Origin of the sequence: Paraperibacillus esterisolvens, assembly GCF_046237625.1 — a bacterium.
GTDB lineage: Bacteria > Bacillota > Bacilli > Bacillales > DSM-1321 > Paraperibacillus > Paraperibacillus esterisolvens.
In genome coordinates this window covers 885766-900374 of record NZ_CP143545.1, presented here as the reverse complement: position 1 = coordinate 900374, position 14609 = coordinate 885766, and the positions used below count along the sequence as shown (strand labels likewise).

The 14609-nt window shown below is 44.3% G+C and carries 15 protein-coding genes; 5 read left to right on the top strand and 10 right to left on the bottom strand.

All coding sequences use genetic code 11. From position 1 onward, the window contains the following. The first annotated feature begins 142 nt into the window (after nt 1–142). Complete coding sequence (locus V1501_RS04635) at nt 143–1594, top strand: alpha-amylase (RefSeq protein WP_409291660.1); 1452 nt, start codon at nt 143–145, stop codon at nt 1592–1594. A gap of 558 nt (nt 1595–2152) precedes the next feature. Beyond that, a complete protein-coding gene (ytaF, locus tag V1501_RS04630) occupies nt 2153–2806 on the top strand; it encodes a sporulation membrane protein YtaF (RefSeq protein WP_409291659.1) in 654 nt (217 codons plus the stop codon). A gap of 61 nt (nt 2807–2867) precedes the next feature. On the opposite strand, the gene V1501_RS04625 is transcribed toward ytaF, so the two are convergent. The 5 genes from V1501_RS04625 to V1501_RS04605 all read right to left on the bottom strand — a co-directional run bounded on the left by V1501_RS04625 (nt 2868) and on the right by V1501_RS04605 (nt 8118). Beyond that, nucleotides 2868–4217, bottom strand: a complete 1350-nt coding sequence (locus V1501_RS04625) for an MATE family efflux transporter (RefSeq protein ID WP_409291658.1) — start codon at nt 4215–4217, stop codon at nt 2868–2870. Nucleotides 4218–4599: 382 nt separating this feature from the next. Continuing rightward, nucleotides 4600–5745: a glucose-1-phosphate adenylyltransferase gene (locus V1501_RS04620; RefSeq protein WP_409293254.1), complete on the bottom strand. Its 1146-nt coding sequence runs from the start codon at nt 5743–5745 to the stop codon at nt 4600–4602. A gap of 261 nt (nt 5746–6006) precedes the next feature. Continuing rightward, on the bottom strand, nt 6007–6426 hold the full coding sequence (arsC, locus tag V1501_RS04615) for an arsenate reductase (thioredoxin) (protein WP_409291657.1): 420 nt from the start codon (nt 6424–6426) through the stop codon (nt 6007–6009). 30 nt (nt 6427–6456) lie between these two features. Further along, on the bottom strand, nt 6457–7755 hold the full coding sequence (locus V1501_RS04610; RefSeq protein WP_409291656.1) for an arsenic transporter: 1299 nt from the start codon (nt 7753–7755) through the stop codon (nt 6457–6459). Nucleotides 7756–7770: 15 nt separating this feature from the next. After that, entirely contained in the window at nt 7771–8118 is a 348-nt protein-coding gene (locus V1501_RS04605) for an ArsR/SmtB family transcription factor (RefSeq protein WP_409291655.1), read from the bottom strand. Nucleotides 8119–8362: 244 nt separating this feature from the next. On the opposite strand from V1501_RS04605, the gene V1501_RS04600 reads away from it, so the two are divergent. After that, nucleotides 8363–8929: a DUF4256 domain-containing protein gene (locus V1501_RS04600; RefSeq protein WP_409291654.1), complete on the top strand. Its 567-nt coding sequence runs from the start codon at nt 8363–8365 to the stop codon at nt 8927–8929. A 66-nt stretch (nt 8930–8995) separates the two neighbouring features. Here the strand turns inward: V1501_RS04600 and V1501_RS04595 are convergent, their stop codons facing one another. From V1501_RS04595 to V1501_RS04585, 3 genes are all read right to left on the bottom strand, one after another. Then, nucleotides 8996–9127, bottom strand: a complete 132-nt coding sequence (locus V1501_RS04595) for a hypothetical protein (RefSeq protein ID WP_409291653.1) — start codon at nt 9125–9127, stop codon at nt 8996–8998. 206 nt (nt 9128–9333) lie between these two features. After that, on the bottom strand, nt 9334–10200 hold the full coding sequence (locus V1501_RS04590) for a permease (RefSeq protein ID WP_409291652.1): 867 nt from the start codon (nt 10198–10200) through the stop codon (nt 9334–9336). A gap of 217 nt (nt 10201–10417) precedes the next feature. Further along, complete coding sequence (locus tag V1501_RS04585; protein ID WP_409291651.1) at nt 10418–10744, bottom strand: ArsR/SmtB family transcription factor; 327 nt, start codon at nt 10742–10744, stop codon at nt 10418–10420. A gap of 502 nt (nt 10745–11246) precedes the next feature. Here V1501_RS04585 and V1501_RS04580 point away from each other — a divergent pair. Together V1501_RS04580 and V1501_RS04575 are read left to right on the top strand one after the other, a co-directional pair. Next, nucleotides 11247–11585, top strand: a complete 339-nt coding sequence (locus tag V1501_RS04580) for a YmaF family protein (RefSeq protein ID WP_409293252.1) — start codon at nt 11247–11249, stop codon at nt 11583–11585. A gap of 495 nt (nt 11586–12080) precedes the next feature. After that, on the top strand, nt 12081–12518 hold the full coding sequence (locus tag V1501_RS04575) for a C40 family peptidase (protein ID WP_409291650.1): 438 nt from the start codon (nt 12081–12083) through the stop codon (nt 12516–12518). Between the two features lie 127 nt (nt 12519–12645). Here the strand turns inward: V1501_RS04575 and V1501_RS04570 are convergent, their stop codons facing one another. Together V1501_RS04570 and V1501_RS04565 are read right to left on the bottom strand one after the other, a co-directional pair. Next, nucleotides 12646–12906, bottom strand: coding sequence for a hypothetical protein (locus V1501_RS04570; protein WP_409291649.1), 261 nt, complete (start codon nt 12904–12906; stop codon nt 12646–12648). Between the two features lie 107 nt (nt 12907–13013). Then, nucleotides 13014–14426 carry a SpoVR family protein gene (locus V1501_RS04565; RefSeq protein WP_409291648.1) on the bottom strand — a complete coding sequence of 471 codons (1413 nt, stop codon included), beginning with the start codon at nt 14424–14426 and terminating at the stop codon, nt 13014–13016. Nucleotides 14427–14609: the final 183 nt, after the last annotated feature.

Genomic DNA, 14609 nt, shown 5'->3' with positions numbered 1-14609 from the left:
GCTACCTGCCCGGCCGATGTTTGATTGGTTTAAAGCAATAAAGTGCTAAATTTTTCACAAAGTAGGTTCGTCCGGTCAATAACTGGGTAAGTAATCCTATTATGACTGCATGACATTTCATGCGATTTTAGGAGGAAAGCTCATGGAGCGAAATCATACTATTATTCAATTCTTTGAATGGCACACCGAAGCGGATGGAAAGCATTGGAACCGTCTGAAAGAGCTTGCCCCATCTTTAAAAGAAAAAGGAATCTCCTCGATATGGCTTCCCCCGGTCACTAAAGCCACCTCGCCGGATGATAACGGCTATGCTCCCTATGACTTATACGACCTCGGAGAGTTTGACCAGAAGGGATCCATCCGCACGAAATATGGTACCAAGCTTGAATTGATCGAAGCAATTTCCGCCTGCCATATAGAGGGCCTCAAGGTGTATATTGACATTGTGATGAATCACAAAGCGGGAGCTGATGAAACGGAATTATTCCAAGTAATCGAGGTCGATCAGGAGAACAGGACTGAAGAAATATCCGAACCATTTGATATTGAAGGCTGGACCAAGTTCACGTTCCCTGGCCGGGCCGGAAGATATTCAGAATTCCAATGGGATTATGGACATTTCAATGGGACAGATTATGATGCCAAGAGGGATAAAACCGGTGTTTATAAGATTGTTGGAGAACACAAAGACTGGAATGATCATGTGGATAACGAATTCGGCAACTATGATTATCTGATGTTCGCCAATATCGATTATGACAACATGGATGTCCAGAAAGAAATGATCGAATGGGGAAAATGGCTTTCAGACACACTTAACTGTGATGGCTACCGCCTCGACGCTATTAAGCACATAAATCACAATTTTATCCGTGAATTTGCTGAAGAGATGTTCAAATACCGCGGAAATGATTTTTACTTTGTCGGCGAATTCTGGAAACCGGACCTTGATGCCTGCCAGAACTATTTGGACAAGGTTGACTATAACATTGATTTATTTGATGTTCCCTTGCATTATAAGCTCCATCAGGCTTCCATTGAAGGCAGGGATTTTGACTTGTCCTCCATTTTTGAGGATACCCTTGTCAGTTCGCATCCCATGAATGCTGTCACTTTTGTGGACAATCATGATTCCCAGCCCCATGAGGCACTTGAATCATGGGTGCAGGACTGGTTTAAACCAAGCGCATATGCCCTGATCCTGCTCCGAAGGGATGGATATCCTGTTCTCTTTTATGGAGATTATTACGGAATCGGCGGCCCTGAGCCGGAAGAAGGAAAAAAAGATATACTGGATGCTCTTCTGTGCGCCAGGTACCATAAAGCATATGGGGAACAGACAGATTACTTTGACCACCCGAATACCATCGGCTGGGTGCGCCACGGTGTTGATGAATTCGAGGATTCAGGCTGCGCAGTGGTAATCTCTAACGGCGATGAAGGTGAAAAGCGGATGTTCGTTGGAGAAAACAAAGCCGGTCAAATCTGGATTGATCTTACAGGCTCAAGGGAGGATGAAATCACCATAGAAGAAGATGGACATGCAGCCTTCCCGGTAAACGGCGGAAGTGTTTCAGTCTGGGTTAAGAAATAGTTCCCTTTCACAGCTCCTTGAATGACTTTTTTCAGCTGTATGCACTTTCTAAAGGCTCTTTATTGAAGGATTGTTGCTCTTTTATGACTTCCGCTTCAGGCGCGGGACTCCTGATCCAGCTGCGAGACTTTCGGCCTTGGAGTCATAAGCCAGGTTATTCAGTGGGAAAGCCGCTTCACTTATACTTGGCTTTAAGCATCAGGGCGGCTAAGCTTCTGTCTTCGCTGGCGCTTGCCAATAAGAAAGTCTACTTTATCAGGTCGCTGCTTTTCAAAAAAGTTATTGGGTTCTATAAATTTCCGTCTTTATTCAGTGCTCATTAATTGGTTTAAAATCCGCCTTACTGGGAGCAGCAGGACAGGTGAGACCCTGCAGGTCAAAGCCGAGGAGGCTCAGCGCCCGGCCCGCGCAGGCGGGGTATCTCCAGCGGAAATCAACTTTCTTGTTAAATATCCGCCATGAATGCGAACACCCTTATAAAAAATACAATGTACATGCAATTATTTTTATCCTCTTCATAGTATGTGGAGCACTACTCACTGCCTATGGGAGGATATTATGTTTGCAGAGATTTTATTTATCATGGCACTTGGAATTTCACTGAGTTTTGACAGTTTCACAGTTGGTTTTTCTTACGGCCTGAAAGGCATTGCCATACCTTATCCGCCGCTTGTGATCATCGGGGCTCTAACCGGGGCTGCTTTCTTCCTTTCGATGCTGATCGGCCATAGTCTAAGCCGGCATCTGCCGTCAGGAAGCACAGTGATGATTGGTGCGCTGATTTTAATATTTCTCGGCATTAGTACTGTCTTGAATTCCCTTCGTAAAAAAGAGAATTTGAAAACCGGGGTAGGACCTGATGCCGGGAGCAAAAGGAAAAGCATGAAGCTGTTTAATGTCAGGATTGTCATTGAAATCCTGAATCAGCCCGAGCTTGCAGATGCCGATCAATCCGGCAGGATCTCACTACGGGAGTCTCTTATGTTAGGTCTGGCATTGTCGCTTGATGCGCTGGGGGCAGGAATCGGCGCTGCCCTTCAGGGAACCCCTATAATCCTGACTCCTGTGTTCATGGCTGTCATCAGCTCAGCCATCCTGCTCGCGGGCACAAAGGCAGGAAAAAAATGCCGCAATGTCAAAGGAATGAGTGAGCTTCAGGTACTGCCGGGATTCATGCTGATTCTTCTAGGACTATATAAACTGATTTTTTAATAGGACCTCTGTCTCAACAGCCTGGAATGACCTCTATGCTTTTGGGACAGATTATTTTTTGTTACAGAGCTGATTCTGCCTGCTGCATGGGCTTCATGAGTTTGCGAAAGCGAAAATAAAGAAATATTGACCTTGCAGCAAGATCAATGGCTATGGAAAGCCAAATTCCCGCAATTCCCAAGCCGCATAGAATTCCAAGGATATACACCCCTGCCACCCGTATTCCCCACATTCCCACAGCCGTGCTGTACATCGGGCTCTTTGTATCACCCGCTCCCTGTAGCGCTCCGGCCAGCACCAGACTTGCAGCAACGGCCGGCTGTGCAAAAGCGTCAATTCTCAACGCCGTCACAACCATCCCAGCAGCATTCCGGTCCTCCGTAAACCAGGCCGCAAACCAGGGAGACAAAAAGAATAACAGAACGCCGATGAAACTCAAGAATAGGACAGCGATGAATGTTGTAAGAATTCCATATCGATAGGCATCCTTCACTCTTCCTGCCCCCATGCTCTGACCGACCAGTGTCGCCGCTGCGATGGCAAGGCCATAGCCGGGCATGTAAGAAAAAGCCTCGATGTTTCCTGCAATTGTATGGGCTGCATACGTTTCAGTACCCATCCGCACAATTAATCCAAAGTAAAGCAGCTGCCCCAGCCGCATGATCAAACGTTCAATGGCAGACGGCCAGGACAATTTGATGATGGCCGGCCCAAAGCTTTTTACGAATGGAGTCTGCCTGGCAAAAAGGGAGAAGGCTGTCTTGGATTTTTTGATTTTGATATACAACAGCACAGTGCCTAGAACGCGGACAAGCACTGTGGCGAGGGCTGCTCCCGCCACTCCCATCCCGGGAATCATAAATAACCCGAAAATCAGGATATAATCCAGGCAGATATGGATAATATTAATCCACCATCCCACCTTCATGGGTGTTTTTGTATCTCCAGATGCCCTTAAGATGCTTCCGTATATCAGCATCAGAGAAATAAAGACGGATGGCACACCGACTATCCGTAAATATAAAGCTCCCTCATGCAAAACTTCTGGACTTGCTCCCATTACCTTTAGCAGCGATTCTGCAAAGATCAGGGTCACAATCCCTGCCAGGATGCCGGTTATTACCGAAAGGACGGCTGACTGTTTGGCAGCGGCCCCCGCTGCTTTGAAGTCCCCGGCACCGATCGATCTTGCTATGATAGATGATGTCCCAACCCCAATAGCCATAAAGACAGCCATATAAATAGCCAAAATAGTATTGGCTATCCCCACTGCTGTCACCTCATCCAGCCCGATCCTTGCCACGAACAAAGTATCTGCAACTCCAACAATTGTCTGGAGAATACTTTCTATCATGGCCGGAATGGCCAATGCCAATATCCCGGAGACTTTCTGCCGTCTATCATTCTGCATTTCTTTCACCCTCCCCTAATCAGGAGCAAATTCCTTGAAGGCCAGCAACGCGGGACCTATTTATCTCTCAAAATAGCTGTTATGACATCCTGCACGGCTGCCGAACTGATTCCAGGAGAGGACGGCTGCTGCCAGGATGGACATTTCAACTCCCGCCAGGCTTTAAAAAGGTCTTCATACCCCCTATGAAAGACTTTCCACCTCTCAAACGGCTTTAAAAAGGCCTCCATACCCTTGATGAAGGCCTTTTCTCTTTCCAATCAGTTTCAAAACGTCCTTTATACCCTATGAAGGACATTTCACTTTTCAAACAGCTTCAAACCATACTAAAAAGGCTGCTCCATAGCAGCCTTTTATCTTAATATACGAGGTGCTTGAGGGATCAGGCCCCTTTTCGCACGGTGCTTTTTTTGTTGAAGACTACTTCTTTTTCCCCTACCAATGTGACTTCCGTGGCGGTACCTATTCCAATATTACTCTTTATGACCGCTCCGGATCCTATTACTGCATTTTCAATTCTTACGTTCTCTCCCACCACTGCATCGGGGAGCAGGACGGAGTTTCTGATGATAGAGCCTTTCCCCACTTTCACTCCGTGTGAAAGTACCGATTTCTGAATATGTCCATGAATCTCGCAGCCTTCACTGATCAGGGATTGCTTAACCGTGGATGACTCATCTAAATATAAAGGAGGTTGGCAGTGGTTGGCGGTATATATTGGCCAGTCTTTATGATGCAGCAAGGGATTCTTATCCGCTGACAGCAGGTCCAGGTTTGCTTCCCAAAAACTATCAACTGTGCCGACATCTTTCCAATATCCGTCAAACTGATAAGCCGAGAGGTGATGATTTGCTTTAAGCATATGAGGGATAACATCTTTTCCAAAATCAAGGAATGCTTCTGTATCATAGTCCATTTGCTTAAGTAACGTTTTCAGGGTTTTCCAGTTAAAGATATAGATGCCCATGGATGCCAGATTGGATTTAGCCTTTTTCGGCTTTTCTTCAAATTCTGTGATTCTGCTTGAATCGGGATCCATATTCATGATGCCAAACCGGTCCGTCTCTTCCCATGGAACCTTTATGACGGAAATGGTGGCATCTGCGGAATGTTCTTTATGATGTTCCAGCATCTTTCCGTAATCCATTTTATAGATATGGTCACCTGAGAGAATCAGGACATATTCAGGATCCTGCTCTTCAATAAAGTTCAGATTCTGGTAAATGGAATGAGCCGTTCCTTCATACCAGTTATACTGGGATTCACTCTGATATGGCGATAGGATGCTGACGCCCCCATTACGCTGATTCAACCCCCAGATTTCTCCTGAACTCACATAGTTCTGAAGAGTGTGCGGCTGATACTGAGTCAGCAGCCCTACGGTATCAATGCCTGAGTTTATGCAATTGCTCAGGGTAAAATCAATGATCCTATATTTCCCGCCATAAGGAACAGCCGGTTTCGCCAGATTTTGCGTCAAAGCCTTTAAACGGGAACCACGTCCACCAGCTAAAAGCATCGCAATCATTTCTTTCTTTGCCAAAATTTGTTCCCTCCCTAAGTATTTTTATTTCATTAAAGCCGCCGGCAGTCACGACAATATCCTCCTATACCACCTTTTCAGCAGGGCTAAACACCTTCAAGATTACAGGAGCCACTTTTTTTGCAGAAAATAGTACAAACTGCCTGCCCATTTTCCTTCTCTGACATATTCTCCTGCACTCCTGCTAGTACGGGATCTTTTAAAGCCAGCAAAAAAGCCAAGAGAAAATTCTCTTGGCTTTCCAATTTATTTACCAGTCTCTGCGAACCTTTTGATGCGCTCCCCAACCTCATCGCGCACCCGCTGGAAGAAGGCCCATTTTTCTTCATCGCTTCCCTGCGCCTTTGCCGGGTCATCGAATCCCCAGTGATCACGTTTTACATGAGGAGGCGTCATGGGACACTTATCAGCGGCATCCCCGCAGAGTGTCACGACGAAATCAGCGCTGTTCAAAATTTCCGGATCAATGATGTCTGAAGTTTGATGTGAGATGTCAATTCCCGCCTCAGCCATTGCTTTCACTGCATTTGGGTTTAGGCCATGAGCTTCAATTCCTGCACTCAGTACTCTCCACTCATCACCCAAATACTTTTTTCCCCAGCCTTCAGCCATTTGGCTGCGGCATGAATTGCCTGTACATAAAAAGTAAATGGTTTTTTTAGACATGATGATAGCTCCTTTTGTGTGTAGTTATTTTTAATGAATAATGATCAGCCAAATATATAGGCCGGCAAGTGTGATAAAAAGAGTAGGAACGGTCAAGAGAATACCTGTTTTAAAGTACGTTCCCCACGATATCTTTACACCTTTTTGGGATAGGACATGGAGCCAGAGCAGTGTCGCCAGGGAACCAATCGGTGTGATTTTAGGGCCAAGATCTGAACCGATTACGTTGGCATAGATCAACCCTTCCCTGATCATTCCGGCTGCCCCGGTGTCTGCAATTGCCAGCGCGTCAATCATGACGGTGGGCATGTTGTTCATAACGGACGAAAGGATCGCAGCGATGAACCCCATCGCTATGGTACCCGCAAATAATCCTTGATCCGCGGCTGTCCCGATGACATCGGCCAGCACTCCGGTCAGTCCGGCATTCCGCAGCCCATAAACGACTACATACATTCCAATCGAGAAAAAGACAATTGCCCATGGGGCCCCTTTGATCACACTTCTTGTGTTAACCGCCTGGCTCCTCCTGGCCATTATGAGGAAGAAGATAGAAATAATTCCGGCTATGGCCGAAACAGGGACATGCAGAAGCTCGCTCAGGAAATATCCGGCCAATAATATCGCCAGGACAATCCAGGAAAGACGGAACATTTTCAGATCCTGGATGGCATCTGACGGCTTTTTCAACTGAGTGATGTCGTAATCTTTTGGGATATTCCGCTTAAAGTACAGATACAAAACAAGGATGCTTGCCGCGAGTGAGAACAGATTCGGCACGAACATACGAGATGCATATTCTGCAAATCCAATGTCAAAGAAGTCAGCAGAAACGATATTAACCAGGTTGCTGACAACAAGCGGAAGTGATGTAGTGTCTGCAATAAATCCGCTGGCCATGATGAATGGAAAGATCATTTTGTCGGCCAGCTTTAAGTTACGGACCATTGCCAGGACGATTGGTGTCAGGATTAAGGCAGCACCGTCATTGGCAAACAGGGCTGCCACCAGGGCCCCAAGAATGCTGACATATACGAACATCCGGATCCCATTCCCTTTTGCAGCTCTGGCCATATGGAGGGCTGCCCACTCAAAGAATCCGATTTCGTCTAGAATTAATGAAATAATGATGATTGCGATAAATGCCAGTGTGGCATTCCAGACAATCCCGGTAACGTCTGCAACATCTTGAAAATCGACGACGCCTAAAATCAGGGCAGCCACTGCCCCGCCGCAGGCAGACCAGCCTATGGACAAACCTCCCGGCTGCCAGATGACCAGCGTGAGCGTGATTAAAAAGATGATACAGGCTGAGATGACCAAAAACACTTGATGAATTCCTCCTTAGTCACAGCAGGTGCTTTTCCCCTGTGCCTCTAATTCCTTTAATTTAAAGCGCTGACTTGGCAAGCCGGATATAACATGCAGAATAAAAGAGCTGTAGACAGAACTTGGGTTCAAGGAATAATAGATCCATTGTCCCCTTCTTGTTTCTTTCACAATCCCGCTGGTTTTCAATTTCCTGAGATGCTGGCTTACCGCAGGCTGGCTCATGTCAAACAGGTCAACAAACTCACATACACAGCATTCACTTTCAGACATGATCTTTACCATCGTTAACCGGGTCTTGTCTCCGAGAAGCTTCAATATTCCCGCAGCAGATTCAATATCCAGTTCTTGTATTGATTGCATGAAATCCTCCCCAATAACAATGATTTCTCCCCTGTCATCCACAGCTTATTGTATAAGCAAACACTTATATAAACAACCCTACTTCAGCTGCTATCCCTCATTTTTTATGCAAACTTAATCTCGCACTTGTATAATTAAAGCAGAATAGGGATATTATTCATCCAAGCCATAAGTTTGTGGAGGATAGTGCGTCTTCTTTGTTAAAGTATAAGCAAAAGTACAAGAATATCAGGGAGTGAAATATATGGTCAAGACAAACAAGGAGATGCCGGCAGAAAAGCGGGAAGAACTGCTCCGGAGCCTAAAGGATCGTTTCGAGAAAAACATGCACCGCCATCAAGAACTGGAGTGGGCCAAGGTCCAGACAAGGATCGAAGCAGATCCCGATAAACTATGGTCCCTGGGGGAAATGGAGGAAACCGGCGGTGAGCCGGATGTAGTGGTCATTGATAAGAAAGTGGACGAATATATTTTTTTCGACTGTTCAGCGGAAAGCCCTAAAGGCCGCAGGAGTGTCTGCTATGACAGGGAAGCGCAGGAGTCGAGGAAAAAACATAAACCGGAAAATAATGCGGTCGATATGGCAGCAGCCATGGGAATTGAACTGCTAACGGAAGATCAGTACCGGGAAATGCAAAAACTTGAGCGTTTTGATTTGAAAACTTCAAGCTGGGTACAGACTCCTGAGAGCATTAGAAAACTTGGCGGCGCCCTTTTTTGTGACTGCCGCTATAATACTGTCTTCGTCTACCATAACGGAGCGGAATCGTATTATGCTGCCAGAGGATTCCGCGGTTCGCTTAGGGTTTAAATCTAAGAAGCCATTCTTAAGGCAATGAGGGGCTTATACATATAAGCCCCTTCTACTATTCTTCCATCAAGCATCTTTTTCTTCCTGGCTGGATTTGCAGCATAGATCCTTTTCTGCATCCGGGACTTCTACAATTTCCACTCTGCAGCAATCGTTTTCTGCTTTTTTGCCTCCAGCTTTTTTTAGGAAACCAAACATATTTAATCACTTCCTTCCTTCTTAAAAAAATCGGTTCTAAATCCAAGAACAAAGAACTGCATATAAACTATCTGCCTTAAGCCCACCGAGAACTTCTTTGACTCTGCCTCTCAAAGCAGATAATGCATGAGCTATGTATCTTGCTTTTATATTTCTAAAACCGAAATTTGTTCTGTATTATTAATCAAATAATTTTGATGTTACAATCAAACCAAAGCAAATATGAAACCAGAAACCGTAGACATAACAAGCACAGCGGCAATAAAGGTGATAACAAGTTCCTTTTTAAATATTGATTTTAAAAGTATCACTTCCGGCAGGCTTGCTCCTGCAGAACTGATCATCATGGCCATGACCGGGCCAAGTGCCATGCCTTTGGCAATCAGGATTTGTGATATTGGTATCATACTGGATAGGCGGATATATAAAGGGATACCTATAATGGCAGCAATTGGTATCAGCCACCAATGATCCTTGCTGAAGATTGTGCTGATCCACTCTGTTGGCACCATGCCGTGGATGATAGACCCAGCTGCTGCACCGAGGATCAGGTAAGGGTAAACGCTTTTGATTAAGTTAAGGGATTCTTTCCAGGCAATCTTAATGCTAAACTTCCGCTGTTCTTCCTGGAAGCCAGTCATCACAACATGTTTAACGGCTCTTTGCAGGCCAAGCCACTCCAGCGTAAAACCAATGATGACAGATAATACAGAAGTAATGACAGTATAAAGGATGGCGACTTTCCAGCCCATTACCACACCCATGATGGTAAGGATCGTCGGGTCAAGAACCGGTGAAGAAAACAGAAATACCATGACGATGCCAAAAGGCATTTTATTTTTCAGCATGTTGACGACTGCCGGGATGGTAGAGCAGGAACAGAATGGGGTAATAAAGGCAAACACCAGGGCAAAAAAAGCACCTGCCAGTTTATTTTTCCCTGCAAGCTTCTTCTCAATTTTTTCATAAGGGATAAATCCTTGAAGAAGACTTATAATGAATGAAATCGCGACAAATAATACGGTTAATTCTAAAGCGATACTGAGGAAACTCTTAATCGTTTCTATCCACATTTTAAAGATCTCCTTCCTTAGCAGCTGCAGGCAGATTTACAGCAATCAGGTCTGCCCTCCAATCCAGCATTTAAAGACAGTGCTGGATTGATGACCTTCTTTCCGGATGATTGATACAAAAGCACCTGGCCGGAAAGTATTCAAATTCAAAAATCATTACCGCTTCCTCCTTCAAGATTACCATTCATCAAGAAAAATTGATTAATTGCCTAAGAAATTAGCGGCAGCCTGGCGGTTTAAAGAGACAGCACAGCTGTTCAGACAGGAGAGCATTCAACTCATTTTGATTTACACAATAATAGCTCCAGGTACCTTTGGCTTCCTTTTCGATTAATCCTGCATCTAATAAGATTTTTAAATGATACGACAGTTTTGATTGAGTCATGCCGATAATCGGTTCGATGTCACACACGCACATGCTTCCATTTTGTGTAAGGATGTTCATGATATGAAGCCGCTTTTTATCAGCTAAGGCTTTAAATTTCGCTTCATATTTTTGGAACTCAGCATCCAGGCTTTCTTCGGTAACGGAATTTAAATTCATGACTTTATCTCCTTAATCAACTTTTTTTGATTAATTTTAGTTTATGCCAGTAAACCAAATAATAGCAACTTTTAAATCTTAAAAATTCGATAAGATTCAAGAAGCTGTCACTTGAATACAGACAGCGAAAAAATAAAATCAGATTTTGACTTAATTTATTCAGGAATAATGCTGCTGATCAGCCTTTTTGAAAAACGGACTTCTATATACTCCGCCATTCCCTTACCGGGCATACTTATAAGTGATATTGGACGCGGCAGCAATTTTAAGGCCCAATTTATTTTCTTTCAGTACAAACTCTGAATCTTATGTAATGCAAACTTCGAGGGCCACAAACAAATTCAATGGTATTTTTTCTTATTGAACTTTCCCCATATCCGTTCATAAGAATGACCCCTGCAAAATAAATATGGATAAGACAACATATATTGGAGTAGAATGCCATGCCAAAAAGGGCAGGGGTCATCATCAAATGGATCAAACGAAGAGGAGTGAGTTCTATATGAAAAGAGTTGGAAAGGACGAATTTGTTTCCGGTTTCGTTCCTGAACATAACCACGGATCTGTGGACTATACGTCTGTTGATGCCGGTCATGTTCATCAGTGTTTGGACGTTACTCATCCTGCTGTTCAGACCCCGGATGGGAGTCATGTTCATTACACGGAAGGTTATGTCGTGTATGAAGATGGACACACCCATTACTATAAAGCCTATTCAGGTCCGGCTATTCCTGTTGGTAATGGAATGCATGTGCACTATTATGATTTTTACACTACAGAAGCGAACGGTCATCGCCATAGGGTTCGCGGGGTAGATAAGCCTGCGCCCGGCAATTTATAAAAGTGAATTGACCCTTTTCGCCTGACTGCTGGGCGGTTTAAAAAAGCAGGCAGAGTAATCCCTCCGCCTTTCTCCTATAGGTTAACTGGAAAGATCGTTTAAATACGGTCTTTTTTTATTGTTCCTCTGATGGATCCATCGCCTATCTCGCCCGTTTCTTTTTTCACCACTTTGGATTCAGAGGTCTTGCTGGTGAGAGCTTAGGGAGTGATTTAATTGCAGACTACTCCTGGCTAAGCTCTGAAGTGCTGAAATATGCGGAAGATGAGATGAACATCCTGTTTGAAAATAAGTGGATGGAAAAGCCACCCACTGCATCGATACGGCAGCCTTTTTAAACATTAGACAATTCCCTTTTCATTATTTTGGTTTTTACTCAATAAAACGACTCATTTCCCTACATTTTGTAAAATAACTGTAATATTCCTGTAAACCCATTGAAACTATTATTCTTTATTATTAGGTTTAGTAGAAAACAACTGGGGGAATAATAACTTGTTAAAGAAATTATTCGGAATACTTTCGCTTACATCTGCCATTGCATTTGCTTCACCAGTTATTAGTGAGGCAGCTACTTACCATACAAAAGCCATTTCCGTAGCTAAAACCCAACTTGGGGTTCCATATAAATGGGGCGGGATATCATCTAGTGGATTTGATTGTTCCGGTCTAGTTAAATACTCTTACAACAAAGCTGGGAAAATCCTTCCAAGGACATCAGCTGAAATGTACACCAAAGGAACAAGGGTTTCAGCCTTGGCACCTGGAGATTTAATGTTTTACGCTCCAAATAAGGCATCAAGACCGACTCATGTTTCTATCTATATGGGAAGCGGAAAGATGATTCAATCCGCATCATCGTATGGTGTATCCATTGCAACTACTAATAACACATACTGGAAGCCGCGTTTTATCGGGGCTAAGAGAATATAATACAAAGACGCTGTCCGTTTAGGGCAGCGTCTTTTTTAGTACAAAGATCGGGAATATGCTTAAACCGGCTGATATGTCTTTCCTAGTTTCCTTAATTTACTCCTTCCATAAAGGGTATTATCCCAAACTACGTTTCAAGAATGATTTTAGTACGTTTGAAATGCGGGTTACTAAATAATCCAGAAGGATGACCTGATTCTACTATTTCCCCGTTGTCCATGAAAACAACTTTGTTTGCAACTCCCTTTGCTAAACCCATCCCATGTGTCACTACAGCCAATGTCATATGCTCTTCAGCCATGTCTTTCATTACTTTCAAGACTTCCCCTGTCCATTCAGGATCTAAGGCCGTAATTGGCTCATCAAATAGGAGGATTTCAGAATTCATCTTACTAAAACCACTCAATTTGTCCCATCGATTTTTAATTAAGTCTCCAATACCTCTTCAATAAGAGGAGAACAAAAAGAGCCCCTCAAGGCTCCACGGTCCAGCTTTTATATATACTTCCTGTGCACACCCTTCCCATCATAGGTGAACACGATATTTCTTCCTTCGAATACAGATTCCATGTGGACGGTGCGCCCCCAGAGCTGGTGCAGGTATGGCAGGACTTTTTCGAGATATTTGACATCAAGCTCGATGTTCTCAAACCAGTGTTTCAGGTACAGTTCACCATTCTTTAAATAATCGCCGTCCGTCACCGTAATATACGGAAACCCGCCGTTAACACGCATGCTTACCAGCTGATCACGGACCTGTTCCCATTCTTTGCCGACCACTTTGTATTCCTTGCCCTGTTTTTGGAACAGATACATATCCTCCCTCATGACGAGGTCCTTTGTCATGTAATTGCGGAGAAAGGAGATGTCTGATTCTATTTCTCTGACTTCAAACATCTTCTCCCTGCCTGAACCAGGCTTGACGCCCCTTTCCTTCATTTCCTTAGTGGGATTGTCAAAGCGCTCTTCAATATCTTCAAATATTTTCAGGCCAAGGTAATATGGATTGATGGATGTTCTCGAAGGCTGTACGACCCCGGCATTCAGCTTCGCGAATTCGATGGATTCGCTGCTGGTGAGGTCGAGCTCGCGCAGAATTCTTTGATGCCAGTAAGAAGCCCAGCCTTCGTTCATGATTTTTGTCTCAAGCTGCGGCCAAAAATAAAGCATTTCTTCTCTCATCATAGTCAGGATATCGCGCTGCCAGTCGGCAAGGTGCCTGCTGTATTCTTCTATAAAGAGAAGGATGTCTTTTTCTGGCTGCGGCGGGAACTTTTTTGTTTTCTTTCTTTCCGCTTTATCCTTCTGACCTTTTGAATCCAAGGACCATAAATCGTCATAGGGAGAGGCAGGCGGCTTACCATCCTCATCCTCGTCATCGTTCAGAGACCAGGAGAGCTTTGGCCTGATAAGGGAAGGATCGATATGTTCTTCCACGGCCAGGACCGCATCCAGGAAGGTTTCTACCTCATCTTTTCCATAATCGATTTCGTATTGGCGGATCCGGTCAGCGGTCGCTGCCATGCTTTCAACCATATCACGCTTTGTGTTTTGGAAACGGATATTGTTTTTAAAGAAGTCACAATGTGCAAGGACGTGGGCAACAATCAGTTTGTTTTGAATCAGGGAATTGGAATCCAGCAGGAATGCGTAGCAGGGATCAGAGTTTATAACAAGTTCATATATCTTGCTGAGCCCGAGGTCATAGTGAAGTTTCATCTTGTGGAATTGTTTGCCGAAGCTCCAATGAGAAAAACGGGTCGGCATTCCATAAGCACCAAATGTATAAATGATTTCTGAGGGACAAATTTCATACCGCATTGGATAAAAGTCGAGTCCAAAATGAGTGGCGATTTCCGTGATTTCACTGATTGCACGCTCCAGCGCTTTTTGGTCAGATTCTTTCATCAGTTTCTCCCCCTTATCTTCTTACCACAATGTATGTAAAAAGGAAGAGAAAATGACGCTGCTCTGCTAAAAACCATCTTATGAAAGGATTTCCATAGTAATATATCCATTACCTTCGTCCGTTACACCCGGTAATATCATGCATGGCCGTACGGTATGGGAAGCCAAGTTTTTCTGCGGAAG

Bases quoted from the DNA above. Each gene is read 5' to 3' on its own strand.
- V1501_RS04635 (WP_409291660.1), top strand. From the start codon at position 143: ATGGAGCGAAATCATACTATTATTCAATTCTTTGAATGGCACACCGAA.
- ytaF (WP_409291659.1), top strand. From the start codon at position 2,153: ATGTTTGCAGAGATTTTATTTATCATGGCACTTGGAATTTCACTGAGT.
- V1501_RS04625 (WP_409291658.1), bottom strand. From the start codon at position 4,217: ATGCAGAATGATAGACGGCAGAAAGTCTCCGGGATATTGGCATTGGCC.
- V1501_RS04620 (WP_409293254.1), bottom strand. From the start codon at position 5,745: ATGATTGCGATGCTTTTAGCTGGTGGACGTGGTTCCCGTTTAAAGGCT.
- arsC (WP_409291657.1), bottom strand. From the start codon at position 6,426: ATGTCTAAAAAAACCATTTACTTTTTATGTACAGGCAATTCATGCCGC.
- V1501_RS04605 (WP_409291655.1), bottom strand. From the start codon at position 8,118: ATGCAATCAATACAAGAACTGGATATTGAATCTGCTGCGGGAATATTG.
- V1501_RS04600 (WP_409291654.1), top strand. From the start codon at position 8,363: ATGGTCAAGACAAACAAGGAGATGCCGGCAGAAAAGCGGGAAGAACTG.
- V1501_RS04595 (WP_409291653.1), bottom strand. From the start codon at position 9,127: ATGTTTGGTTTCCTAAAAAAAGCTGGAGGCAAAAAAGCAGAAAACGAT.
- V1501_RS04590 (WP_409291652.1), bottom strand. From the start codon at position 10,200: ATGTGGATAGAAACGATTAAGAGTTTCCTCAGTATCGCTTTAGAATTA.
- V1501_RS04585 (WP_409291651.1), bottom strand. From the start codon at position 10,744: ATGAATTTAAATTCCGTTACCGAAGAAAGCCTGGATGCTGAGTTCCAA.
- V1501_RS04580 (WP_409293252.1), top strand. From the start codon at position 11,247: ATGAAAAGAGTTGGAAAGGACGAATTTGTTTCCGGTTTCGTTCCTGAA.
- V1501_RS04570 (WP_409291649.1), bottom strand. From the start codon at position 12,906: ATGAATTCTGAAATCCTCCTATTTGATGAGCCAATTACGGCCTTAGAT.
- V1501_RS04565 (WP_409291648.1), bottom strand. From the start codon at position 14,426: ATGAAAGAATCTGACCAAAAAGCGCTGGAGCGTGCAATCAGTGAAATC.